The organism is Actinomycetospora sp. CA-084318, from assembly GCF_050955885.1.
Classification (GTDB): Bacteria; Actinomycetota; Actinomycetes; order Mycobacteriales; family Pseudonocardiaceae; genus Actinomycetospora.
The window spans coordinates 3,933,297-3,956,284 of the sequence record NZ_CP192098.1 but is presented as its reverse complement, the minus strand read 5'-3'; the positions used below and the strand labels follow the sequence as shown (position 1 = coordinate 3,956,284).

The window sequence follows — 22,988 nt, the reverse complement described above, 5'->3', positions numbered from 1 at the left end:
GACGATGCCCGACCAGTTCGACGTCACCGACGTCCCCGAGCGCCACCGCTACGAGATCCGGGTCGGCGACCAGGTCGCCGGGTTCGCCGAGTACGCGCTGCGCACCGACCCGCACGGCGACGGCGAGACGATCGCCTTCGTCCACACCGAGGTCGACGACGCGTTCGCCGGTCAGGGGCTCGCGGGCCGCCTCGCCCGGGCCGCCCTCGACGACGCCCGTGCCCGGCACCTCGCCGTCCTCCCGTTCTGCCCCTTCATCCGCGGGTGGATCGCGAAGCACCCGGAGTACGTGGATCTGGTCCCGACCCGGCGCCGGGAACAGTTCGACCTCGCCTGACCCGGAGGAGTACTTTCTTGCGCTCAGCACCGAGCGCAGGGAGGCGCCATGGCCGCGGACGCCGGACAGGCCCCGACGTCGGGGGCGAGTGCCGCCCTCGAGAACCTCCCGCTCTCGCGCTGGCACCGGACCATCGTGGTGCTCGTCGGGATCGGCTCGTTCTTCGACCTCTACGAGGTGTTCCTCGGGGGCGTGCTCGCGCCGATCCTGGCCCGCGAGTTCCAGCTCGGGTCGCTCGGCAAGGCCGCCGTGGTGGCCAGCGGGTTCGCCGGCATGTTCGTGGGCGCCAACGTGCTCTCGGTGGTGGCCGACCGGCTCGGGCGCAAGCGCGTGTTCCTGCTCAACCTGCTGATCTACAGCCTGTTCAGCCTGCTCGCGGCGTTCTCGCCGAACATCGAGGTCTTCCTGCTGCTCCGGTTCCTCGGCGGGATCGGCCTGGGCTGCGAGCTCGTCCTCGTCGACACCTACCTCGCCGAGTTCCTCCCCGCACGGGTCCGGGGCCGCTACATCGCCTGGGCCTACACGGTCGGCTTCCTCGGGGTCCCGGTCGCGGCCCTGCTCGGCGGCAAGCTGGTCGCCGCGCAGGAGATCGCGGGGGTCGAGGGCTGGAGGTGGCTGCTCGTCGCGGGCGCGCTCGGGGCGGCCTTCGTCATCGTGATGCGCCGCGTCCTGCCCGAGTCGCCGCGCTGGCTGGAGTCCCGCGGCCGCTTCGCCGAGTCCGAGGCCACGGTGCGCGCGATCGCGGCGAAGGTCGGTGCGCCGCAGGCGGTGGACGACCTCCCGGCCCGCGCGGTGCCACCCGAGCGGGGACGGGAGCGCTCGACGACGGAGGTCCTGCGGATCGCCTTCACCGACTACCGCAAGCGGACGGTCATGCTGTTCATCTTCCAGGTGCTGCAGACCGTCGGGTACTACGGCTTCGGCACCCTCGCCCCGCTGGTCCTCGTCTCCAAGGGCTTCGAGGTGACCGAGTCGCTCGGCTACGCGGCGCTGTCCTTCGCGGGCTACCCGCTCGGCTCGCTGCTCTCGGTACCGCTCGTGGAGCGCTTCGAACGCAAGTACCTGATCATCACCGCGGCCCTCGCGATCGCCGTGTTCGGCATCGTCTTCGCGGCCGCCGCCACGCCCTGGCTGATCGTCCTGGCGGGCTTCCTGCTCACCACGGCCAGCAACGTCTTCTCCAACGCGTTCCACATCTACCAGGCCGAGATCTTCCCGACCGCGATCCGCTCGACCGCCTCCGGCGTCGCCTACTCGCTCTCCCGCGGCACCTCGGTGGTCCTGCCGTTCGTGGCCGTCCCGCTGCTCGCCACGGCCGGTCCGGTGTGGGTCTTCGGCGGCTCGGCGTTCCTCATCGTGCTGCTGTGCCTCGACGTCGGGCTCCTCGGGCCCCTGACGACGGGTCGCGCGCTCGAGGAGGTTCACTGACGCCGGTGACCCCCACCCTCCCCGCCTGGCGGCGGGCCACCACCGGCGAGCGGCGCTGGCCGGTGGCCGTCGCCGTCCTCGTCGTCGCGGGCCTGCAGCTGACCCTTCCCGACGAGGTCGTGATCGGGTCCCGGTGGCTGCTGCCGGTCCTCGAGATCGCGGTGCTCGCGGTCCTGCTGGTCGCCACCAGGTTCGAGACCGAGCCGGTCTGGCGGCGGACGGTGAGTCTCGCGCTGACGGCGCTGATCGGGGTGGCGAACGCGGTCGCGGCGGTGCGGCTCGTCATCCACCTCGTCGAGGGTCGGGGCGGGGACGACCCGGGCCCCCTGCTCGCCACCGGCGCCGCGATCTGGGCGACCAACGTCATCGGCTTCGCGCTCTGGTACTGGCAGTTCGACCGCGGCGGACCGACTGCGCGGGCCCGCGGCGACCGCGAGGTGCCCGACTTCTGGTTCCCGCAGATGCAGTCGGCCGACCTCGACCCGGAGTGGGAGCCGCAGTTCGTCGACTACCTCTACGTCTCGTTCACCAACGCGACCGCGTTCAGCCCCACCGACACGATGCCGTTGTCGCGCTGGGCGAAGCTGGTGATGCTCGTGCAGTCCGCGGTCTCGCTCGCCACCGTGGCGCTGGTCGTCGCCCGCGCGGTCAACGTGCTGCGATAGGTCAGTTCACGCAGGGCACGGTCGGTGCCGCGGTCCCCGCGTCCTCGGACGGCACGGCCGGCGCGGCGCTCGTCTTCGGAGCCGCGCTGCCGGGGGAGGAGCCGCCGGTGTTCGACGACCCCGCGGTCCCCGACGACGAGCCGCTCGCCTTCGGTGCCGTGGTCTCCGCGCCGGCGTTCGAGATCGTCTCGGAGATGTACTCCTGCACCTTCTCGGGGTCGACCTTGACCGCCTCGCCGTCCTCGGCGGTGTCGTAGCTGGCGTTGACGATCGGGATCGTGTGGAAGCCGATCGAGCCGGAGCTCACGCCCTGCACCTGGGTGGCCAGGTCGAGCACGTCGAGCCCGCGGTCGACCGTGACGGCCTTGTCGACCGCGTCGATCAGCGCGTTCCGCTTCGTCGAGTCGGTGAGGGTGTCCGACGAGAGCACCGTGCGCGCCATGCTGGCGAGGAACACCTGCTGCCGGCGGGCACGGTCGAGGTCACCGCCGGGCAGGCCGTGGCGCTGGCGGACGAAGGCGAGCGCCTGCGGCCCGGACACCGTCGTCTGCCCGGCGGGGAACCTCGCCCCCGAGAACGAGTCGTTCACGGCCTTGTTCAGGCAGACCGGCACGCCGCCGATCGCCTCGCTGATCTGGGCGAACCCGGCGAGGTTGACCGCTGCGAAGTGGGTGATGGTGAGCCCGGTCAGGCCCTCGACGGCGCCGATCGTGGTCCGCGCCCCGGCCGCCCCGGACTGGACGGCCAGGTCGCTGCCGCTGACGCCGTCCTTGATCAGTTCCTGACGCGCCGCGTTGGACCCGTAGGAGTAGGCCGAATTGATCTTGTGGGTGCCGAACCCACCCGTCACGTCGACGTAGGAGTCGCGCGGGATCGAGAACCCGGTCGCGGGCCCGCCGCCGCCCGGGATGTGCAGCACGATGATCGTGTCGGTGGAGTCGCCGCCGGAATCGCTCCCGCCCGCGTTCAGCGAGGCCAGGATGTCCTTCGGCAGCGGGTTGCCGAAGGAGTCGGTGCGGGTGTCGAGGCCGACCAGCAGGATGTTCTGGTCGGTGCCGAAGATCGACCCGAGCGAGGTCGAGATGACGTCGACGCGGGACAGCCCCGAGTCGAAGGTCCGCGCCGCGAGCACGGTCGCCCCGGAGATCAGCAGGACGAGCACCGACGCGGCCGCCAGCCCGAGCAGCAGCACCCGGCTGGTCGCCCACCCGCGGACGCGCTCGAGCAGGGCCACGGCCCCCGCGCCGCGTCCCGACGAGGGCTCGTCCCCGGCCCCGCCGGGTCCGTCGGGCACGGGGGAGGGCGCCACCCGGGTAGGCGTCGGGGCGGGGCGTCGGGCCCCGGCCGGCGGCGGACCCGGTCGGCCCGGCGGCGGCCCGACCGGCGGGGAAGCGGCCGGCGGGCGGCCCGGGCCGGCGGGCGGCGCTCCACCCGCGCGCGGGACCGGACGGGCGGGACCGCCGGGGCGCGGCGGGACGGGTCCGGGAGCGGAAGGACCCGGAGCGGAAGGACCCGGAGCGGAGGGACCGGGACCGTCCGGTCGCGGGGACGACCCACCGCCACCGGGCGAGGGCGCGGGCCCCGGCCGCGCGGGGGGACCCGCCGGGCGCGGGCCGGGCTGCGGGGCGCCGGCGTCGGGTCGGGTCGGCCGACGACCGGGGAGCCGGAATTGTCCGGGACGTTCGCCGTCGTCGCGGGCCATCACGCGTTCCTCACACCGCGCACGGCGCCCAGCGCTGAGAAACCGGGATTCGCGTCGCGGAATCGCAGCAGCCCGAGCACCGCACATCCGACGAGTGCGACGAGCATCCACCAGAACAATTGCGCGAGCGGGGCGAACACGCCGAGCACGAACAGCGTGCTGCCGGACGCGTCGCCCCGGACGATCGCCGCGATCACGAGCGCGAGGAAGGCCAGGACGGGAGCCTGCAGGGCGGGCACGAGCACCCCGTCGACCCGCACGGCGCACACCGCGAGCAGGCAGAAGACGAGGTAGCCGACCGGGAAGAGCAGGCCGAGGAGCCCGCTGCGGTCCTGCAGGAACCAGGCGAACAGGCTGGTCAGCACCAGTGCGGCCCCCGACGCGACCGGCCAGGGGAAGCCGGGACCCACGGCGAACCGGCCGGCCTGCCGCGGCCGCGGGTCGCGGGGTGGCCGGGTGCCGGACGGTCGGGGTCCGCGGGAGGACGAGCCGGTGGACCAGCGGGACGGCGCGGCCGGGCGGGACGGCCGTCCGCCGCCCGGTCGCGGATCCCAGCGGTCGGCCACGGCGCCACGATAGCCGAGGGCCCGGACCCGACCCCGCCCACCGTCGGGAACTATTTCCCGACGCACCCGGAATGGCCACCGACGTCACGCCGACGACAATTCCACCGACGCGCGCCGATCCGGGTCCCCTCCCCGACCGGGCGACGGGACGGGCAGGCGGGCGCGGGCCGCCGTAAGGTCACCCACGCCGGTGACTAGGCCGTACGGAGTAATACCGGCGGGTCCGGGGTCGATACACCCGGCACACGACCGATCACCGTCCGTACCGGCCCCGACCCGGAGGATCCGCGTGCCCCTCTCCGCCCCCGCCCGTCGTGCGGGCGCCGTCGTGGCGCTCGCGCTGGCCGCCGTCCTCGCGCTCGCCGTGCCAGCGCTCGCGCAGACGCCCACGCCGCCACCCCCGCCGTCGGGACCCGGGTCGACGACCCGGCCCACGCCGGTGGAGGCCCGGGCCGGGCAGGCCGCGAAGCAGCGGATGGACGAGCGGCGCGGACGGGCGCCGGCCAACGTCACCGCCTGGTATGTGGACCCCACCACCAACCAGACCGTCGTCGCGGTCGTCGGGCCGACCACGAAGGCGGCGACCGACTTCGCCGCGGACGAGAACCCCGCCGCCGTCCGGGTGCAGCCGATGTCGGCGCCGGTCAGACCGCTCGCCGCGGCTCCGCTCGTGGGCGGCACGGCGATCACGACGGTCACCAGCACGACGACGAGCGGCGGCACGACCACCCGCAGCGGACTGCGCTGCTCGGACGGCTTCTCGGTGCGCCGCGGCGCCACGACCTACCTCCTCACCGCGGGGCACTGCACCCGGGGCACCTCGACGTGGTCGGGCCCGACCGGGCAGACGATCGGCACCGTCACCCGCACGGCCTGGCCGACCAGCGACTACGGGGTGATCCAGGTGACGAACACCGCGGCGTGGCGCGGCAGCGGGCAGGTCTCGGGCGGGCCCGCCGTCACCGGCGCCACCGAGGCCCCGGTGGGGACGCGGGTGTGTCGCTCCGGCTCCACGTCGGGCTACCGCTGCGGCGTGATCCAGGCGAAGAACGTCACGGTGAACTACGGCGGCGGCACCGTGGTGCAGGGCCTCACCCAGACCAGCGCCTGCGCGGAGTCCGGCGACTCCGGCGGCTCCTTCCTCGCCCCGGCGACCACGCAGGCGCAGGGGCTGCTCTCGGGCGGCACCGGCGATTGCACCACCGGCGGCACGAGCTACTTGCAGCCGCTGCGCCCGATCCTCACACAGCTCGGCCTGACGCTGGTCACCGGGAGCTGAGGAGCACGTCGACGAGAGCCGCCCGGGCCTCCCGAGCGGTGGTCCACCGGCGGTGGTCCCACTGCTCGCCGGCGAGCGAGTCGCCGGCGAAGAGCACCTGCGAGAACGCCACGCCCCGGAAGCGGGCCACCGCGATGAGCGCCGAGGCCTCCATCTCGACGGCGAGGCAGCCCTCCTCCCGACGACGGTCGGTGCGGGTGCGCGTCTCCCGGTAGACCGCGTCGGTGGTCCAGGTCCGGCCGACCGTGTGCGCGACGTCCGCCGCGTGCAGGGCCGCCACCAGCGCGTCGACGCCCTCCGGGTCGGCCTCGACGACCCGTCCGGCCGGCAGGTAGTGGAACGACGTGCCCTCGTCGCGCAGGGCGGAGGAGACGACGACGGCGTGTCCCAGGACGAGTTCGGGCACCAGCACCCCGGCGCCGCCCACGGCGGTGAACCGCCGACCGCCGAGCACGATCAGCTCCTCGAGCGTCACCGCCGCCATCGGCGCCCCGACGCCGGGGTGGGCGACCGCGACGGTCCGCCCGTCGGTCGTCGGCACGCCGAGGACGGGCGAGCGGCCGTTCTCGGAGTGCAGCGTGGCGATCTCCGGGTGCTCCTGCGCGAGCGCCGCCATCACCTCGGGGAAGAAGCACAGGAGGACGTCGGGCGGCACGCTCCCGTGGGTGCGCATCGCCCCGGGCGCGATGATGCCGGGCTGGTCGAGGTCGTCCTCGACCAGCGGGATCGGGTCGGCGTCGGTCACCCGGCGATCGTCGCGTAGGCGGCCCGCACCGCGCGGGCCGCCTCGCGGTCGTCGTCCGTGGCCTCGACCACGGTGTCCCGCCCGACGCGCCACGCCGGCTCCGCGCCGGTCAGCGCCCAGGCCGCCTGGCGGGCGGCCCCCAGCGCGACGTACTCCGCGGGCGCGAGGACCTCGACGTCGAGCCCGAAGACGGCCGGGGCGATCGTCGCCACGGCCCGGGAGCGGCTCCCGCCGCCGATGAGCAGGATCCGGGAGCCCTCCACCCCGACGTCGGCGAGCGCCTCCACCCCGGCCGCCAGCCCGCAGAGCATCCCCTCGACGACCGCCCGGGCGAGGTTCTCCCGCGTGCCGTTCGCGGTGGTGAGGCCGGCGATCGTGCCCGTGGCGTCGGGCCGGTCGGGGGTCCGCTCGCCCTCGAGGTAGGGCACGAGGACGAGCCCGCCCGCGCCCGGGGCGGCGGCGAGGGCGAGTTCGTCGAAGCCCGCCGGATCCACGCCGAGGAGCGTCGCGCCCACCCCGAGCACCCGCGCCGCGTTGAGCGTGCAGACCAGGGGCAGGTAGCCGCCCCGGGCGTCGGCGAAGCCCGCGACCAGGCCGGACGGGTCGGCGGTCGGCCGCGCCGCCCCGGTGAACACCGTGCCGGAGGTGCCGATGGAGACGATGAGCTCGCCCGGCGCCGTCCCGATGGCCAGCGCCGCGCCCATGTTGTCGCCGGTCCCGGGCGCGACGACCGCCCCGGGCACCGGGCCGTGCTCGTGGCCGCGGCCCACGGCGTCGCCGGGGCCCGCCACCCGCGGGACGTCGAGGGCGCGCCCGAAGGCGAGTTCGAGCAGGTCGGGGCGGTAGTCCTCGGTGTGCGGCGACCAGTACCCGGTGCCGGAGGCGTCCCCCCGGTCGGTCACCGGCTCCGCCCCGGCCCGGGCGCCCCCGCGGAGCCGCCAGGTCAGCCAGTCGTGGGGGAGCAGCACCGAGCGCGCCCGCTCGGCGTTCTGCGGCTCCGCCCGGGCGGTCCAGCGCAGCTTCGACGCGGTGATGCTCGCGACCGGGACGGTGCCCACCGCGTCGGCCCACGCGGCGGCGCCGCCGAGCTCGGCGACCAGGTCGTGCGCGGCGTCCGCGGAGCGGGTGTCGTTCCACAGCAGGGCGTCCCGGACCGGCTCGCCGCGCTGGTCGCACAGCACCATGCCGTGCTGCTGGCCGGCGACGGCGATCGCCCCGACGTCGTCGGTGCCGACCTCGCCGAGCGCGTCGCACAGGGCCGTCCACCAGGCGCGCGGGTCGACCTCCGTGCCGTCCGGATGGGCCCGGCGGGCCTCCCGGACGACCGACCCGTCGTCGGGATCGACGACGACGACCTTGGTGGCCTGGGTGGAGGAGTCGACCCCTGCGACGTAGGTGGGCATGCGCCCATGTGAGCACTAAGTGTCGCTATAGCACCACTTACTGCTCACCTGGCGCAGCCACACGATTCCCGGATCCGGAACGTCGGCGGGAGGCGCAGCACCTCCACGGGGGCCTCCGGCTGGGCCCGGCGGCGCAGGAGCAGGCGGACCGCCTCGGCGGCGATCCGGTCGAACGGCTGCGCCATCACGGTGAGCCGCGGGGAGAACAGGTCGGCCCACGCGAAGTCGTCGAACGCGACCACGGCGACGTCGTCGGGCACCCGCGCCCCGGCGTCGCGCAGGGCGGCGATCACGCCGATCGTCATGCTGTTGTTCCCGACGACGACCGCCGTGGGCGGCTCGGGCAGCGCCAGCAAGCGGGTCATCGCCGCCCGGGCCGGCTCGGTCGCCGACTCGCCGGACACCTCGAGCGCCGGGTCGCGCGGCACGCCGGCGTCGTCGAGCGCGCGGCCGAAGCCGGCGCAGCGCTCCTCGGTGGTGGTCAGACCGTCCAGGCCGGCGACCAGCGCGATCCGGGTGTGGCCGTGCTCGACGAGGTGGCGGGTGAGGGTGGCGGTCGCGGCGTGGTTCTCGCTGCCGACCTGGTCGAGCGCGGCGGCCCGGCCGTCGGCGATCAGGCGGTCGAGCAGGACGGTCGGCACCTCGTGGCGGGCCAGGTACTCCAGCGCCGCGCAGGGCTGCGCCGACGGCGCGAGCACGACGCCGTCCACACGGTGGTGGTGCAGCCGGGCGACGACGGTGCGCTCGTACTCGGGGTCCTCGTGCGGGTCCACGAGCAGCAGCGTGTAGCCGGCCGCGGCGGCGGCGGACTCGGCGGAGGAGAGCAGCTCGCCGAAGTAGGGGTTGGAGATGGCGGAGAGGACGAGGCCGAGCGTCGTCGTCCGGCTCGTCGCGAGCGACCGGGCCACCGTGTTCGGCGTGTAGGCCGTCTCCTCGACCGCGGCGAGGACCGCGGCCCGCGTGTCCGCACTGACCGCGCGCGTGTTGTTCAGGACGTGGGAGACGGTGGCCGTCGAGACGCCGGCGCGCCGTGCGACGTCCGCCATCGTGGTCACTCGACGATCCTCCCTCCGCCACCCCGCCGTCGTGACGCCGATGATGCCCCGTCCCGCCCGTGCGGGGGAGCAGTGAATTCGGACAGTCGGTCCGAGCGGGAACGGTCAAGCGCTTGCGTCGGTACGTATCGGAGTCCTACGGTCGCCCGACGTGACGTCGGGGTGAACCACGTCACTACCGAGCGGGACGGGGGCGGGGCGTGCGGAGACCGATGACGAGCCGACCGCCGGGGCGGCGCCGACCGGCGCTGGCGCTCCTCGCCGCGGCGCTGCTCGCCCTCGTGGCGGGCTGTTCCGGTGCGGGGGCCCTCGGCCAGGCCGAGGGCGTGCAGACCGTGACGGTCGCGATCGTCTCGAACCCGCAGATGGAGGACGCGATCACGCTGTCCCCGGAGTTCGAGCGGGAGAACCCCGGGATCCGCCTGCGGTTCGTGACGCTCTCGGAGAACGAGGCCCGCGCCAAGATCACGGCGTCGGTGGCCACCGGCGGCGGCGAGTTCGACATCGTCATGATCTCGAACTACGAGACCCCGCAGTGGGCTCAGAACGGGTGGCTCACCGACCTCGAGCCCCTGATGGCACAGACGCCGGGCTACGACCGCGCCGACTTCCTGCCGACCGTGCGGGACGCGCTCTCCTACCAGGGCGCGATGTACTCGGTGCCCTTCTACGCCGAGTCCTCGTTCCTCATGTACCGCACCGACCTGTTCGCCCAGGCCGGCCTGACGATGCCGCCGCAGCCGACCTGGCCGCAGGTCGCGGACGCGGCGGCCCGGCTCGACGACCGGCAGCGCGGGGGCAGCACCGCGGGCATCTGCCTGCGCGGCAAGCCCGGCTGGGGCGAGATGATGGCCCCGTTCAACACCGTGGTGAACACCTTCGGCGGCCGCTGGTACGACCCGCAGTGGAACGCGCAGCTGACCAGCCCGCAGTTCGAGCAGGCCACCCAGTTCTACGTCGACCTGGCCCGGGCCCACGGGATCGCCGGCGGCTCGCAGGCCGGGTTCTCCGAGTGCGGCACCGCGTTCAGCCAGGGCAACGTCGCGATGTGGTACGACTCCACGTCCGCCGCGGGCACCGTGATCAACCCGGAGGACTCGCGGGTCGTCGGGAAGGTCGGCTTCGTCCCCGCCCCCGTCGTCGCGACCCCCAGCTCCGGCTGGCTGTACTCCTGGTCGCTCGCGATCCCGAAGACCTCGCCCCGCGTCGACGCGGCCTGGAAGTTCATGAGCTGGATGACCTCGAAGCAGTACATCCAGCTCGTCGGGAACCGCCTCGGGTGGGAGTCCGCGCCGCCCGGGTCGCGCACCTCGACCTACGACAGCCCGCAGTACCAGCAGGCGGCGGGCGCGTTCGCGAACACGGTGCGCGACGCGATCAACCGGGCGAACCCGCAGCAGCCGACGGTGGAGCCCGTTCCGTACCAGGGCGTCCAGTTCCTGCGGATCCCCGAGTTCCAGGACCTCGGCACCCGTGTCAGCCAGCAGCTGTCCGCCGCCATCGCCGGGCAGATCACGCCGGCCGAGGCGCTCGAGCAGTCCCAGGAGTACGCGACGACGGTGGGGGAGAGCTACCAGCGATGACGTCCACTCTGGAACGCCCCGCGGCGCCGTCGGGACCGCCACCGGCCCCGGGACAGACCCCGACCCGCTCGGCCCGGGCCGAGGGCTGGGTCCGCCGGGCCCCGCTCCTGCCCGCCCTCGTCTTCACGATCGTCGTCACGCAGATCCCGTTCCTGCTGACGATCTTCTACTCGCTGCAGTCCTGGAACCTCGTCCGTCCCGGCTCGCAGCAGTGGGTCTGGTTCGACAACTACGTCAGCGTCTTCCAGGACTCGCAGTTCCGCGGGGTCGCGCTCAACACGGTGATCATGACCCTCGGGTCGGTGCTGATCGCCGTGGTGCTCGGCCTGGTCCTCGCGCTGCTGCTCAACCGGCACTTCATCGGCCGCGGGATCGTGCGCACGCTGCTGGTGACGCCGTTCCTCATCACCCCGGTCGCCGCGGCGCTGCTGTGGAAGACGACGCTGCTCGACCCGACCTACGGCCTGATCAACTTCGTCCTCTCGCCGTTCGGGGTCGGCGAGGAGGCCTGGATCTCCGACTTCCCGCTGGCGTCGGTGATGGTCGCGCTGATCTGGCAGTGGACGCCGTTCATGATGCTGCTGCTGCTCGCCGGCCTGCAGTCGATGCCCACCGACCAGATCGAGGCCGCCCGGATGGACGGGGCGGGCGCGTGGGCGATCTTCCGCGAGCTGACGCTGCCGCACCTGCGTCGCTTCATCGAGCTGGGCACCGTGCTCGGCGCGATCTACCTGGTGAACACCTTCGACGCCGTCTACATGATCACGCAGGGCGGGCCGGGCACGGCCTCGGCGAACCTGCCGTTCTACATCTACCAGCGCGCGTTCCTCGGCTTCGACATCGGCCAGTCCGCGGCCATGGGTGTCGTGGTCGTGGTCATGACGATCATCGTCGCGACCTTCGCGCTGCGCCTGGTCTTCCGGAGCTTCGGGGCCGCCGAGGGGAGCAACTGATGGCGATCACCACCGAGCGCGGGTCGACCACCGCCTCGTCGGGGGCCTCGGAGCAGGAGCCGCGCCGGTCCACCCGGACCGGCCCGGTGCTGCTGACGACGCTGACCTGGATCCTCGGCATCGGGTTCTTCTTCCCGGTGCTGTGGATGGTCCTCACCGCGTTCAAGACCGAGAGCGACGCGCAGTCGCGCCCGCCGACGTTCGTCTTCACCCCGACCCTCGAGCAGTTCCGCACGGTGTTCGACGCCGGGATCGGGCCGTACCTCGCGAACTCGCTCGGGGCCACGGTCATCTCGACGGTGCTCGTGCTGCTGCTCGCGATCCCGGCCGCGTTCGCGCTGTCCATGCGGCCGGTGGAGAAGACCCAGGACGTCCTGTTCTTCTTCATCTCCACCAAGATGCTGCCGGTGGTCGCGGCGATCGTGCCGATCTACGTCGTGGTCAACAACGTCGGGCTCCTGGACAACATCTGGACCCTGATCGTCCTCTACACCGCGATGAACCTGCCGATCGCGGTGTGGATGATGCGCTCGTTCTTCCTCGAGGTGCCCTCGGAACTGCTGGAGGCGGCCTCGATGGACGGGGCCTCGCTGGCGCGGACGCTGCGCGAGGTGGTGCTGCCGATCATCTCGCCCGGCATCTTCGCGACGGCGCTGATCTGCGTGATCTTCTCGTGGAACGAGTTCTTCTTCGCGGTCAACCTGACCTCGGCGAACGCGGGCACGATGCCCACGTTCCTGGTCCAGTTCGTGACCTCACAGGGGCTCTACTTCGCGCAGCTCTCGGCCGCCGCGACGCTGGCGGCGCTGCCGGTGATCCTCGCCGGCTGGGTGGCGCAGAACAAGCTGGTGCAGGGTCTGTCGTTCGGCGCGGTCAAGTAAGGGGACGGGTACTCATGGCCGAAGTGGTGTTCGACGAGGCCTCGCGCATCTACACGCCGGGGGCGACGCCCGCCGTCGACAAGCTGAGCCTGACGGTGAACGACGGCGAGCTCGTCGTCCTGGTCGGTCCGTCCGGCTCGGGGAAGTCGACGGCCCTGCGGATGCTCGCGGGGCTGGAGCCGATCGACGCGGGACACCTGCGCATCGACGGGCGCGACGTGGTCGACGTGGCGTCGAAGGACCGGGACATCGCGATGGTGTTCCAGAGCTACGCGCTCTACCCGTCCAAGACGGTGCGCGACAACATGGCGTTCCCGCTGAAGATGCGCGGGATGGACAAGGCCGAGCAGACGAAGCGGGTGAACGAGGCCGCCGAGATCCTCGGGCTGACCGAGTACCTCGACCGCAAGCCCAAGGCGCTCTCCGGCGGTCAGCGTCAGCGCGTGGCGATGGGCCGGGCGATCGTGCGCGAGCCGCGGGTGTTCCTCATGGACGAGCCGCTGTCCAACCTCGACGCGAAGATGCGCGTGCAGACCCGCGCGCAGATCGCCGGTCTGCAGAACCGGCTGGACGTCACCACGGTGTACGTCACCCACGACCAGGTCGAGGCCATGACGATGGGCGACCGGGTGGCGGTGCTGCGCGACGGGAAGCTGCAGCAGTACGCGACCCCGTCCGAGCTCTACGACCGGCCGGTCAACGCCTTCGTCGCCGGCTTCATCGGCTCGCCGGCGATGAACCTGATGGACCTGCGCCGCTCGGGCGACGGGGTGACGCTCGGCGGCGCGACCGTCCCGCTGACCCGGGAGGTGGCCGACGCGGCCGGCTCGGCCGACACCGTGACGGTCGGCCTGCGGCCGGAGGACCTCTCGCTGACCTCGGAGGGCGACGGCATCAAGGCCGTCGTCGACGTCGTCGAGGAGCTGGGCAGCGAGTCCTACCTCTACGCGCACATGGCCGAGCACCCGGACACCACGCTGGTGGTGCGCGGACCGGGCCGCACCCGGGTGCGCTACGGCGAGACGATCGCGGTGCGGGTGGACCCCGACGCGATCCACGCGTTCGACGCGACCTCGGGGGAGCGGCTGGCGGCCTGAGCCGACGTCCGGACGGCCGGTGTGCGACACCGGCCGTCCGGACGAGCGGTCAGCCGTGCAGGTCGGTCCACTGCACCGACACGCCGCGGCGGTGGTGCTCGAGGCGGCGCAGCCGGCGCCGGGCCTCGTGGGTGAGACCGTCGATGCGGTCGAGGAGCTGGTTCAGCTCGGCGGTCTCGGAGTCGATCAGCGCCTCGCGCGCCTGCTCGGTCTCAGGCGCGCGCGGGGAACAACCGGTGACGAACGGTGCGTACTCGGTGGCGGCGTCGGGGACGGCCACGGTGTCTCCTTCACGGGACGACAGGACGATGGGGCGTGCCCGGACGGGGTGGCCCGGCCGGGCACTGAATCGTTCAACAAGATAGCAGCCGCACTATTTCCCGCTGCGGTTGCGCGCCCTGCCGGTGCGGCGCACGATCGGGTCACATCCCGCCGCGGTTGACCCGTCTCCAGCCCTGGTGCAGGCAGAAGTCCGCGCCCGCGCCCCGTCCGAGACGGTCGACCGGTCGCGGCCACGGGAGTTCCCGTGTCGCGGCGGAGGGCCGGCGCGCATGGCATCACGAGCACGGACCGAGGCGTTCCGGGGCGAGCGGCTGCTCGCCCGCGGGGCCGACGAGATCGACAGCCGCTACCACCCCGCGGGGCCGCTGCGGCGCCAGATCGACAAGGTGTTCCCGAGCCACTGGTCGTTCCTGCTGGGCGAGGTGTGCATCTACACCTTCATCGCCCTGCTGATCTCCGGTACCTGGCTCGCGATCTTCTACGACCCGTCGATGGCGGAGTCGACGTACGAGGGCGCCTACGCCGGGGCCCGCGGGATCGAGGCCTCGCAGGCCTGGATCACGACCGTCGACATCTCGATGGAGGTGCGCGGCGGGCTGTTCGTGCGCCAGGTCCACCACTGGTCGGCCCTGTTGTTCGTCGCGGCCATGATCGCCCACATGGCCCGGACCTTCTTCACCGGCGCCTTCCGCCGGCCGCGCGAGACGAACTGGATCCTCGGCGTGGTGCTGCTGCTGGCCGGGATGATCGAGGGCTTCATCGGCTACTCGCTGCCCGACGACCTGCTCTCCGGGACGGGACTGCGCACCGGCCTGTCGGCGATCGTGATGTCGATCCCGGTGGTGGGGACCTGGCTGCACTGGGTGATCCTCGGTGGCGAGTACCCCGGCACGGTCATCATCCCGCGCCTCTACATCGTCCACGTGTTCCTGCTGCCGGGGATCATCCTCGCCGTCATCGGCGTGCACGTGGCGCTCGTGTGGTTCCAGAAGCACACCCAGTTCCCCGGGCCCGCCCGCACCGAGCGCAACGTCGTCGGCGTCCGCATCCTCCCGACCTTCGCGACGAAGGCCATTGCCTTCCTGATCGTCAACATCGGGGTCATCGCGATCATGAGCGGCGTGTTCCAGATCAACCCGATCTGGAAGCTCGGTCCGTACGACCCGACGAAGGTCGGCGCGGGCTCCCAGCCCGACTGGTACATGGGCATCTTCGACGGGGCCGTCCGGCTCTGGCCCTCGTGGGAGCTGTACCTGGGGACCTACACGGTCCCCGCGATCTTCTTCCCCGTCGTGGGGATCGGGATCATGATCGGTCTGCTGGCGCTGTACCCGCAGATCGAGCGGTGGCTGACGAAGGACTCCGCCCACCACAACCTGCTGCAGCGCCCACGCGACGTCCCGGTGCGCACCGCCACCGGCATGATGGCGTTCTTCTTCTACTTCTGGCTGCTCGTGGCCTGCGGCAACGACATCATCGCCTACACCTTCGACATCTCCCTGAACGTGATGACGTGGGCCGGCCGGATCGGCCTGCTGGTCGGGCCGCCGATCGTCTTCGCGGTCACCTACCGGATCTGCCTCGGCCTGCAGCGCCTCGACCGGGAGGTGCTCGAGCACGGCATCGAGACCGGCGTGGTCAAGCGGCTCCCGCACGGCGAGTTCGTCGAGGTGCACCAGCCGCTCGCGGTCGACGAGCAGGGCCGCGCGCGGGCGCTCGAGTACCAGGGCGCCACCGTGCCGCGACGGATGAACGACATCGGAGCGGCCGGCGCCCCGCTGTCCGGCGGATGGTTCCGGCCGGACCCGGCGTCCGAGCAGCACCCGGAGCTCGGCGGCGACCCGCTCGAGGTCGAGCCGCACGACGACCGCACCGAGCAGGCCCCCGCGGCGGCCGGGGCCGGGCGACCGCGGCCGGACGACGCGTGAGGCGCGAGGAGGCCGAGGCCCTCACCGCGGACGAGCTGCGGCGGCTCGATCACCTGGCGCGCGGGGTGCGCCTCGACGACCCGGGGTTCGCCGCCCTGCTCACCGCCGACCGGCACGGGCGGCGCCGGCGGCGGGTCCCCGTGCTCGGGGTGGTCCTCGCCGCCGTCGTGCTCGCCGGCGCCGGCGCCGGCATCGTGCTCGTCGCCGTGGGCCGCGCGGGCGCCGGCCCCGTCCCGGTGGTACTCGGCGCGGCGTCGATCGGCCTGTGCTTCGCCGCGGTCACCCGGCTGACGGCGGCCCCGCGGGATCAGGTCAGGACGGCCCGCAGGGCGGCGCGGGCGCCGTCGGTGTGCAGCCGGTCGAGGTGGCGCCGGTAGGCGTCGGTGAACCGCTGGTCGTCGACCAGGTCGCCGAACAGCGACCGATCGGAGAGGAAGGCCAGCGGCTCGTCGGGGTAGCGCCGGGCGGCGGCGGTGCGATCCTCGGCGCGCCCGGTGTCGACGACCTCGATCGGCTCGCCGGCCTCGTCGACGCCCTCGGCGTAGCGGGCCCACGCCGCGACGATCAGCGCGGACCGCTCGATCTCCCCACCCTGCTCCAGGTTGCGGCGGATCACCGGCACCAGCCACGGCGGGATCCGGTCCGACGACTCGGCGGCCAGGCGCGCGAGCGTGTCCCGGATCTCGGGGTTGGCGAACCGCTCGATCAGCGTCGCCTTGTAGTCCTCGAGGTCGACCCCCGGGACCGGCAGCAGCGTCGGCGTGGCCTCGTCGTCCATGTAGCCCCGCACGAAGCGCACGAACTCCTCGTCGGCGCACACCTCGTGGGCGTAGCGGTAGCCGGCGAGGTAGCCGAGGTAGGCGATGGCCTGGTGCGAGGCGTTGAGGAGGCGGAGCTTCATCAGCTCGTAGGGCTCGACGTCGGCGACGACCTGCACGCCGGCCTCCTCGAAGGCCGGGCGGCCCGCGGCGAACCGGTCCTCGAGCACCCACTGCGTGAAGGACTCGCACACCACCGGCCAGCCGTCGTCGACGCCGGAGCGCTCGGCGAGCTCGCGGCGGTCGTCGTCGGTGGTGCGCGGGGTGATGCGGTCGACCATGGAGTTCGGGAACGGGACCTCGCGTTCGATCCAGGCGGCGAGGTCGTCGCCGGTCCGTTCATCGCGCAGGCGGGCGAAGGCCGTGATCATGCGGTGCGCGACGTCGCCGTTGCCGGCGATGTTGTCGCAGCTCATGACGGTGAACGGCCCGGTCCCCGCGTGCCGACGCCGGCGCAGGGCCTCCACGATGAACCCGAACGCCGAGCGGGGCACGGTGTCCTCGTCGCGCGCGATGTCGTGGGCGACGCTCTCCTCGGACCCGTCGAACTCGCCGGTGGCGGTGTTGACGTGGTAGCCGCCCTCGGTGACGGTCAGGCTCACGATGCGGGTGGCCGGATCGGTCATCCGGTCGAGCACGGCCTCGGGGTCGTCGGGAGCGACGAGGTAGTCGACCATCGAGCCGATCACGCGCGGCTCCCGCGAGCCGTCGGCGTGCTTGAGCACGAGCGTGTAGAGGTCGTCCTGGCGCGCCATGACCTCGCCCATCGCGCGGTCGGCGTCGAGCACCCCGACCCCGCACAGCGCCCAGTCGTGGTCGCGGCCCGCGGCGAACAGCCGGTCCAGGTACATCGCCTGGTGCGCGCGGTGGAACCCGCCGACGCCGATGTGGACGATGCCGACCGACAACGCGTCGCGGTCGTAGTCGGGCACCGGGACCGCCAGCTCCGGCAGCGAGGCGCGGGTCAGGGCGACAGCGTCGGCGCTCATGGGGTCACCCTAGGAGCGCAAGCGCTTGCCGTCACGGGTCCGGATCCGGTGGGTCACCGGCCGCCCGCGACGTCGAGGACGCTGCCGGTGGCATAGGACGCCTCGTCGGAGGCCAGCCACACGATGGCCGCGGCGATCTCGTCGGCCGTGCCCGCCCGACCGAGCGGCACGGCCGGTCCGAGGCGCTCGACGCGGTCGGGCTGGCCGCCGGAGGCGTGGAGCTCGGTGTCGATGATCCCGGGGCGCACGACGTTGACCCGGATCCCCTCGCCCGCGACCTCCTTCGCGAGGCCGAGCCCGAGGGTGTCGACGGCCGCCTTCGACGCGGCGTAGTCGACGTACTCGCCGGGCGAGCCCAGCCGCGACGCCGCCGACCCGACGAGGACGATCGACCCGCCGTCACCGCCGTGGGCGGTGGACATCCGCCGGACGGCCTCGCGGCAGGTGACGATCGTGCCGGTCACGTTGGTGGTCAGCATCCGCTCGACGCGCTCGACGGTCAGCTCGTCCGCCCGGGTCTTCTCGCCCACGATCGCGGCGTTCGCGACGACCGCGCCGAGCCGGCCCAGGGTCGTGGTCGCCTCCACGGCGGCGACGACGTCGGCCTCGACGGCCACGTCCGCGCGGACGGCCGCGGCCCGCCCGCCGTCGTGCTCGATCGCCGCGACCACGGCCGCGGCGGCGTTCTGGTCGGAGCGGTAGGTCAGGCACACCGCCCACCCGGCGGCGGCCGCCCGCCGCGCGGTCGCCGCGCCGATCCCACGGCTGCCTCCGGTGACGAGCATGCTGCGCATGGGAGGGATCATCCCGCGCGCAGCGCCGCGGGGCGCGTCCCACGCTCGCGGACGAAGGCGGCGGACAGCGCGAAGGGGCTGCCGTACCCCACCCGGTCGGCGATCACCGCGAGCGTCAGATCGGTGCCACGGAGCAGATCCGCCGCGAGCGAGAGACGCAGGTCGGTGAGCCAGGCCATCGGCGGCGCGCCCACGGCGGTCGTGAAGCGTCGGGCGAACGCGGCCCGGGAGAGCCCGACCCGCCGGGCGAGCAGCTCCACGGTCCAGCCCGCCGCGGGATCGGTCTCCATGGCGTGGAGGGCCGGACCGACGGCCGGGTCCCGTCGCGCGAGCGCGGCCGACGGCGCGGCGGGTCCGGCGAACCAGGACCGCAGCACCGTCGCGAGCAGCAGGTCGAGAGCGCGGTCGAGGACGACGTCCTGCCCGGCGGCGTCGCGGTCCAGCTCGGCGTCCAGGAGGGCGACCAGGGGAGCGGGCGCGGCCTCGAGGTCCGCCGGCCGCAGGACGGTCAGCGCCGGGAGCGACCGCACCAGCCGCGCCCCGATCTCGCCGCCGACCGGGTAGGTGCCGACGAGCATCGCGGTCGACGTCGCCGGGCCGTGCCCCCAGGTGCGGAGGCCGAGGTCGTGCGGGGCGCGGTCGGTGCCGGGCGGCGACCAGCAGCGCTGGTCCGGGCCGATGACGGCCTGGTCGGGCACATCGGCGGCGGAGCGCACGGTGTAGGGCGCCGGACCACGCAGGACGACGACGTCGCCGGTCACGGCCGGGGTGGCGTCCACCAGGGTCGAGCCGCGGGTGACGACCACCAGCGTCAGCGGCGCCCCGTCCTCGATGCGGACCGCGAACGGCGGCTCGAGCAGGCAGCGCAGCACGAAGGCACCGCGGGCCCGCGGCCCGTCGAGCAGTCCGGCGATCGGGTCCACGGTGAGACGATCGCGCATGGATCGAGCCGTGGCAATGATGGTGCGTCCACCTCGAGGCCGGTGGACTGGGACGCATGCTCACGGATCTGGTGTTCCCGCCCTCGGCCCTGACCGGCGGCCTCCTCGGCGGGGTCTACCTCGCCTTCGACCTCGCGGTGCTGCCGGCGCTGCGCCGGGTGCCGGTCGGGGCGCCCGGACCGGACCCCGGCGACACCATGCGCGCGATCAACGTCGCCATCGTCCGGCCGTCCTTCCTGGCGCTGCTGTTCGGGGCGCCGGCCTTCGCGGTCGCGGCGGCCGTGCTGGCGCCCTCGCCGCTGTCGATCGGGTCGGCGGCGCTCCAGGTGGGCGGCCTCGTCGTCACGATGGCGGTCAACGTCCCGCTCAACGACCGCCTCGCCGGCGGTGAATCCTTCGACCGGGTCGTCGGGCCGTGGCTCCGCGCCCACCGGATCCGCACCGCGGCCGCGGTCCTGGGCGCGGTCGCGGTCGGCCTCTGACCGCCGGATCGGTCACACGAGCCCGAACCGGCTCGGATCGTTACGTAACCTACCGACCATGCGGCGGTTCCTCTCGGCCAACGCGTTCGTGCTCTGTCTGCTGGTCACGGTGGGCCTCGCGAGCCTCCTGCCGGCCCGGGGCGGGTTCGCGGTCGGGGTGGACCACGCCACGACCGTCGCGATCGCGCTGCTGTTCTTCCTCTACGGCACCCGCCTCTCCCCGCGCGAGGCCTGGGAGGGGCTGCGGCACTGGCGGCTGCACGTCACCGTGGTGGCGGCGACGTTCGTGATGTTCCCGCTGCTGGGCCTGCTCATCGGCCTCACCGACCTCCCGACCCCCGAGCTCGCCGCGGGCGTGGCGTTCCTGTGCTGCCTGCCCTCGACGGTGCAGAGCTCGATCGCCTTCACCTCGGTCGCGCGCGGGAACGTCGCGGCGGCGATCTGCGCCGCGTCGTTCTCCAACCTGCTCGGGATCGTGGCCTCGCCGCTGCTGGTCGCACTGGTGCTCGGCGGGCAGGGCGGGATCTCCGGGCAGGCGGTGCTCGACGTGGCGCTCCAGCTGCTCGCGCCGTTCCTGGCCGGCCAGCTGCTGCGGCCGTGGATCGGGCGGTTCCTGGCCCGCTACCGGAGGGTGCTCGGCCTCGTCGACCGCGGGTCGATCCTGCTCGTCGTCTACGCGGCCTTCGGGGAGGGCGTGGTCGAGGGGGTCTGGCAGCGGACGTCGGTGGGCTCGCTGCTCGCCCTGGTGGGCCTCGAGGTGGTGCTGCTCGCGGTCGTCCTGCTCGCCACCTGGTACGCCGGTCGACTGTTCGCGCTCCCGCGCGCGGACCGCGTGACGATCATGTTCTGCGGCTCGAAGAAGTCCCTGGCCTCGGGGTTGCCCATGGCGGGCGTCCTGTTCGCCGGTCCCGTGGTCGGGCTGATCGTGCTGCCGCTGATGCTCTACCACCAGCTCCAGCTCATGGTCTGCGCCGCGCTCGCCCAGCGGCTGGGCCGCCCGATCGACGATGCTGCTCCCGTGACGACCCGCGAGGAGGTCCGCCGATGACGTCGTTCGTCCCCGAGATCCGGCTGCCCGAGGGAGCGGAGAAGCTCCGCGCCGAGGTCCGCGCGTTCCTCGACGCCGAGCGGGCCCGCGGCACGCTCCTCGACCGGCCCGACTCCTGGTTCGCCGGCTGGGACCGCGACTTCAGCCGGCGCCTCGCCGAGCAGGGGTGGGTCGGGATGACGCTGCCCACGGCCTACGGCGGCGGCGGGCGCTCGCCCCTGGAGCGCTACGTCGTCATCGAGGAGCTGCTGGCCGCGGGCGCCCCGGTCGGCGCGCACTGGGTCTCCGACCGCCAGGCCGGCCCGTCCGTCCTCGCGAACGGGACCGAGGAGCAGCGTGAGCGCTACCTGCCCGCGATCACCCGCGGGGAGTGCTTCTTCTCGATCGGCATGAGCGAGGAGGGGGCCGGGTCCGACCTCGCCGCGGTCGCGACGCGCGCCGAGCGGGACGGTGACGTCTGGCGGCTCACCGGGACGAAGATGTGGACCGGCGGCTCGCACGTCAACGACGCGGCCATCGTCCTCGCGCGGTCCGACCCCGAGGGGTCCCGGCACGCCGGGCTCTCGCAGTTCGTGATCGACCTGCACGCCCCGGAGGTCCGCGCCGAGCCGATCCACCTGCTCACCGGCGAGCACCGCTTCAACGCCACCCACCTCGACGGCGTCCCCGGCGAGCTCCTCGGCGCCGAGGGCTCCGGCTGGGCGCAGGTCACGGGCGAGCTGGCCCAGGAGCGCAGCGGACCCGAGCGGTTCCTCTCCACCTTCCCGCTGCTGGTCTCGCTGCTCCGGGAGCCCCTTCCCGACGGGGGCCCGGTGCGGGTCGGGCTGCTCGTCGCGCGGCTCGCGTCGCTGCGGCGGCTCTCGCTCGGCGTGGCCGGGGCGCTCGAGCGGGGGGAGTCGCCGGACGTGGCCGCCGCGCTGGTGAAGGACCTCGGCACCCGGTACGAGGGCACGGTCGTCGAGGAGGTCCGCGCGCTGTCGCCGGTGATCGCGGACCCGTCCGCGCCGGTCGGGTCGCACGCCGAGGTGCTGGCGCTCGGGATCGGGCACCTGCCGGCCTACACCCTGCGCGGCGGCACCAACGAGATCCTCCGCGGCATCATCACGAAGGGGCTGGGCGCCGCGCCCGAGGAGGAGGCGCCGTCCCTGGTGCTCGACCCGGGCGCGCCGCTCGCCGAGCAGGTGGCGACCGCCCGCGCGATCGGTGCGGCGGCGGTCGAGGGCCCGACCGTCGAGGACGCCGTGGCCCGCCACGTGCTCGCTGCGGCCGGGCGCCCGGTTCCGGACGGGCCGCTGACGGTGGCGTTCGACGACCGCGTGGTGGTGCGCGACGGCGAGGGCGGCCAGGTGGTGCTCGACGGCGAGCTGCCCCGGGTGCCCCACGGCACCACGACCCCGACCGTCCTGGTCACGCGCGGCGCGCACGGGCCGCTCGTGGCCGTGCTCGAGCCGAGCGCGGCCGTCGTCGGGAAGGGACAGAACCTCGCGGGGGAGCCGCGGGACACGCTCACCCTGTCCGAGGTGCCCGTGGTGGCGACCCCGCTCGACCCGGCCGCCGCCCGGGAGGCGCACGACCGGCTCGCGCTCCTGCGGGCCGCGCAGATCGCGGGGGCGGCGCGCCGGGCGAGCGACCTGGCGATCGCGCACGTCGGCGAGCGTGAGCAGTTCGGTCGCCCGCTGGCGTCCTTCCAGGCGGTGAAGCAGTCGGTGGCCGAGCTCGTCGAGGAGGTCGCGCTGGTGGAGGCCGCCGTCGCCGTCGGGACGGAGCGTCCCGACGGGTTCGGGGTGGCGGTGGCCGAGGCACAGGCCTCGGCGTCGGTCGCGACGGTCGCGCGGATCGCCCACCAGCTGCACGGCGCGGTCGGGTTCACCGAGCGCAGCCCCTTGCGGCACGCGACGACGCGGCTGTGGTCGTGGCGCGACGAGGACGGCGACGAGCGCGCCTGGGCCGGGCGGCTGGGCGCGCTCGCCGTCGGGACGGACGACCTCTGGGCGCTGGTGACCGGCTGAGGC

The 22,988-nt window shown here is 73.8% G+C and carries 22 protein-coding genes; 13 read left to right on the top strand and 9 right to left on the bottom strand.

The window, feature by feature from the left end; all coding sequences use genetic code 11:
• Positions 1–4: 4 nt before the first annotated feature.
• The 3 genes from ACQPYX_RS19305 to ACQPYX_RS19295 are packed head-to-tail and all read left to right on the top strand — an operon-like array spanning position 5 to position 2,430.
• Positions 5–337 (top strand): GNAT family N-acetyltransferase, encoded by a 333-nt coding sequence (locus ACQPYX_RS19305; RefSeq protein WP_433798915.1) that lies wholly within the window; start codon positions 5–7, stop codon positions 335–337.
• Between the two features lie 48 nt (positions 338–385).
• Complete coding sequence (locus ACQPYX_RS19300) at positions 386–1,765, top strand: MFS transporter (protein ID WP_433798914.1); 1,380 nt, start codon at positions 386–388, stop codon at positions 1,763–1,765.
• A 5-nt stretch (positions 1,766–1,770) separates the two neighbouring features.
• A complete protein-coding gene (locus ACQPYX_RS19295; RefSeq protein ID WP_433798913.1) occupies positions 1,771–2,430 on the top strand; it encodes a hypothetical protein in 660 nt (219 codons plus the stop codon).
• A gap of 1 nt (position 2,431) precedes the next feature.
• Here ACQPYX_RS19295 and ACQPYX_RS19290 read toward each other — a convergent pair whose 3' ends face one another.
• Positions 2,432–3,724 (bottom strand): LCP family protein, encoded by a 1,293-nt coding sequence (locus ACQPYX_RS19290; RefSeq protein ID WP_433798912.1) that lies wholly within the window; start codon positions 3,722–3,724, stop codon positions 2,432–2,434.
• A 407-nt stretch (positions 3,725–4,131) separates the two neighbouring features.
• Positions 4,132–4,698, bottom strand: a complete 567-nt coding sequence (locus tag ACQPYX_RS19285) for a DUF6542 domain-containing protein (RefSeq protein ID WP_433798911.1) — start codon at positions 4,696–4,698, stop codon at positions 4,132–4,134.
• Positions 4,699–4,987: 289 nt separating this feature from the next.
• On the opposite strand from ACQPYX_RS19285, the gene ACQPYX_RS19280 reads away from it, so the two are divergent.
• Entirely contained in the window at positions 4,988–5,977 is a 990-nt protein-coding gene (locus ACQPYX_RS19280) for a S1 family peptidase (protein ID WP_433798910.1), read from the top strand.
• Here the strand turns inward: ACQPYX_RS19280 and ACQPYX_RS19275 are convergent.
• From ACQPYX_RS19275 to ACQPYX_RS19265, 3 genes are read right to left on the bottom strand one after another with little or no spacing between them, the layout of a single operon-like run.
• Entirely contained in the window at positions 5,964–6,722 is a 759-nt protein-coding gene (locus ACQPYX_RS19275; protein WP_433798909.1) for a nucleoside phosphorylase, read from the bottom strand. The two genes, ACQPYX_RS19280 and ACQPYX_RS19275, sit on opposite strands and share 14 nt — an antisense overlap.
• Positions 6,719–8,125, bottom strand: coding sequence for a xylulokinase (gene xylB / locus ACQPYX_RS19270; protein WP_433798908.1), 1,407 nt, complete (start codon positions 8,123–8,125; stop codon positions 6,719–6,721). Before xylB ends, ACQPYX_RS19275 begins: the two co-directional genes overlap by 4 nt.
• A 44-nt stretch (positions 8,126–8,169) precedes the next feature.
• A complete protein-coding gene (locus tag ACQPYX_RS19265; protein ID WP_433803761.1) occupies positions 8,170–9,171 on the bottom strand; it encodes a LacI family DNA-binding transcriptional regulator in 1,002 nt (333 codons plus the stop codon).
• A 221-nt stretch (positions 9,172–9,392) separates the two neighbouring features.
• On the opposite strand from ACQPYX_RS19265, the gene ACQPYX_RS19260 reads away from it, so the two are divergent.
• From ACQPYX_RS19260 to ACQPYX_RS19245, 4 genes are read left to right on the top strand one after another with little or no spacing between them, the layout of a single operon-like run.
• Positions 9,393–10,763, top strand: coding sequence for an ABC transporter substrate-binding protein (locus ACQPYX_RS19260; RefSeq protein WP_433798907.1), 1,371 nt, complete (start codon positions 9,393–9,395; stop codon positions 10,761–10,763).
• Entirely contained in the window at positions 10,760–11,716 is a 957-nt protein-coding gene (locus tag ACQPYX_RS19255) for a carbohydrate ABC transporter permease (RefSeq protein ID WP_433798906.1), read from the top strand. Before ACQPYX_RS19260 ends, ACQPYX_RS19255 begins: the two co-directional genes overlap by 4 nt.
• Complete coding sequence (locus tag ACQPYX_RS19250; RefSeq protein WP_433798905.1) at positions 11,716–12,597, top strand: carbohydrate ABC transporter permease; 882 nt, start codon at positions 11,716–11,718, stop codon at positions 12,595–12,597. Before ACQPYX_RS19255 ends, ACQPYX_RS19250 begins: the two co-directional genes overlap by 1 nt.
• 14 nt (positions 12,598–12,611) lie before the next feature.
• Complete coding sequence (locus ACQPYX_RS19245; protein ID WP_433798904.1) at positions 12,612–13,694, top strand: ABC transporter ATP-binding protein; 1,083 nt, start codon at positions 12,612–12,614, stop codon at positions 13,692–13,694.
• A gap of 49 nt (positions 13,695–13,743) precedes the next feature.
• Here the strand turns inward: ACQPYX_RS19245 and ACQPYX_RS19240 are convergent, their stop codons facing one another.
• A complete protein-coding gene (locus ACQPYX_RS19240) occupies positions 13,744–13,974 on the bottom strand; it encodes a hypothetical protein (protein WP_433798903.1) in 231 nt (76 codons plus the stop codon).
• 271 nt (positions 13,975–14,245) lie between these two features.
• Here ACQPYX_RS19240 and qcrB point away from each other — a divergent pair, with 271 nt between their 5' ends.
• Both qcrB and ACQPYX_RS19230 read left to right on the top strand, forming a co-directional pair.
• The gene (gene qcrB, locus ACQPYX_RS19235) at positions 14,246–15,904 is read left to right on the top strand and encodes a cytochrome bc1 complex cytochrome b subunit (RefSeq protein WP_433798902.1); all 1,659 of its coding nucleotides are present in this window, start codon (positions 14,246–14,248) and stop codon (positions 15,902–15,904) included.
• Entirely contained in the window at positions 15,901–16,281 is a 381-nt protein-coding gene (locus ACQPYX_RS19230; protein ID WP_433798901.1) for a DUF3040 domain-containing protein, read from the top strand. The genes qcrB and ACQPYX_RS19230 overlap by 4 nt, the downstream gene beginning before the upstream one ends.
• Here the strand turns inward: ACQPYX_RS19230 and ACQPYX_RS19225 are convergent.
• Genes ACQPYX_RS19225 through ACQPYX_RS19215 form a run of 3 tightly spaced genes read right to left on the bottom strand, consistent with a single transcriptional unit; the run spans position 16,212 to position 19,428 of the window.
• On the bottom strand, positions 16,212–17,711 hold the full coding sequence (locus ACQPYX_RS19225) for a mannitol dehydrogenase family protein (RefSeq protein WP_433798900.1): 1,500 nt from the start codon (positions 17,709–17,711) through the stop codon (positions 16,212–16,214). The genes ACQPYX_RS19230 and ACQPYX_RS19225 overlap by 70 nt on opposite strands.
• Before the next feature lie 53 nt (positions 17,712–17,764).
• The gene (locus tag ACQPYX_RS19220; RefSeq protein ID WP_433798899.1) at positions 17,765–18,505 is read right to left on the bottom strand and encodes an SDR family oxidoreductase; all 741 of its coding nucleotides are present in this window, start codon (positions 18,503–18,505) and stop codon (positions 17,765–17,767) included.
• Positions 18,506–18,513: 8 nt separating this feature from the next.
• Positions 18,514–19,428, bottom strand: coding sequence for a cupin domain-containing protein (locus ACQPYX_RS19215; protein WP_433803760.1), 915 nt, complete (start codon positions 19,426–19,428; stop codon positions 18,514–18,516).
• A 74-nt stretch (positions 19,429–19,502) separates the two neighbouring features.
• Here ACQPYX_RS19215 and ACQPYX_RS19210 point away from each other — a divergent pair, with 74 nt between their 5' ends.
• From ACQPYX_RS19210 to ACQPYX_RS19200, 3 genes are read left to right on the top strand one after another with little or no spacing between them, the layout of a single operon-like run.
• Entirely contained in the window at positions 19,503–19,928 is a 426-nt protein-coding gene (locus ACQPYX_RS19210; protein WP_433798898.1) for an anthrone oxygenase family protein, read from the top strand.
• Positions 19,929–19,986: 58 nt separating this feature from the next.
• Positions 19,987–20,976, top strand: a complete 990-nt coding sequence (locus ACQPYX_RS19205) for a bile acid:sodium symporter family protein (protein WP_433798897.1) — start codon at positions 19,987–19,989, stop codon at positions 20,974–20,976.
• A complete protein-coding gene (locus ACQPYX_RS19200) occupies positions 20,973–22,985 on the top strand; it encodes an acyl-CoA dehydrogenase family protein (protein WP_433798896.1) in 2,013 nt (670 codons plus the stop codon). The genes ACQPYX_RS19205 and ACQPYX_RS19200 overlap by 4 nt, the downstream gene beginning before the upstream one ends.
• The last annotated feature ends 3 nt before the right edge of the window (positions 22,986–22,988 follow it).

What these genes read in the sequence shown, in the direction of transcription:
- ACQPYX_RS19225 (WP_433798900.1), bottom strand. Translation starts at nt 17,711, where the DNA reads ATGAGCGCCGACGCTGTCGCCCTGACCCGCGCCTCGCTGCCGGAGCTG.
- ACQPYX_RS19300 (WP_433798914.1), top strand. Translation starts at nt 386, where the DNA reads ATGGCCGCGGACGCCGGACAGGCCCCGACGTCGGGGGCGAGTGCCGCC.
- ACQPYX_RS19260 (WP_433798907.1), top strand. Translation starts at nt 9,393, where the DNA reads ATGACGAGCCGACCGCCGGGGCGGCGCCGACCGGCGCTGGCGCTCCTC.
- ACQPYX_RS19265 (WP_433803761.1), bottom strand. Translation starts at nt 9,171, where the DNA reads ATGGCGGACGTCGCACGGCGCGCCGGCGTCTCGACGGCCACCGTCTCC.
- ACQPYX_RS19200 (WP_433798896.1), top strand. Translation starts at nt 20,973, where the DNA reads ATGACGTCGTTCGTCCCCGAGATCCGGCTGCCCGAGGGAGCGGAGAAG.
- xylB (WP_433798908.1), bottom strand. Translation starts at nt 8,125, where the DNA reads ATGCCCACCTACGTCGCAGGGGTCGACTCCTCCACCCAGGCCACCAAG.
- ACQPYX_RS19245 (WP_433798904.1), top strand. Translation starts at nt 12,612, where the DNA reads ATGGCCGAAGTGGTGTTCGACGAGGCCTCGCGCATCTACACGCCGGGG.
- ACQPYX_RS19205 (WP_433798897.1), top strand. Translation starts at nt 19,987, where the DNA reads ATGCGGCGGTTCCTCTCGGCCAACGCGTTCGTGCTCTGTCTGCTGGTC.
- ACQPYX_RS19255 (WP_433798906.1), top strand. Translation starts at nt 10,760, where the DNA reads ATGACGTCCACTCTGGAACGCCCCGCGGCGCCGTCGGGACCGCCACCG.
- qcrB (WP_433798902.1), top strand. Translation starts at nt 14,246, where the DNA reads ATGGCATCACGAGCACGGACCGAGGCGTTCCGGGGCGAGCGGCTGCTC.
- ACQPYX_RS19250 (WP_433798905.1), top strand. Translation starts at nt 11,716, where the DNA reads ATGGCGATCACCACCGAGCGCGGGTCGACCACCGCCTCGTCGGGGGCC.
- ACQPYX_RS19210 (WP_433798898.1), top strand. Translation starts at nt 19,503, where the DNA reads ATGCTCACGGATCTGGTGTTCCCGCCCTCGGCCCTGACCGGCGGCCTC.
- ACQPYX_RS19305 (WP_433798915.1), top strand. Translation starts at nt 5, where the DNA reads ATGCCCGACCAGTTCGACGTCACCGACGTCCCCGAGCGCCACCGCTAC.
- ACQPYX_RS19220 (WP_433798899.1), bottom strand. Translation starts at nt 18,505, where the DNA reads ATGCGCAGCATGCTCGTCACCGGAGGCAGCCGTGGGATCGGCGCGGCG.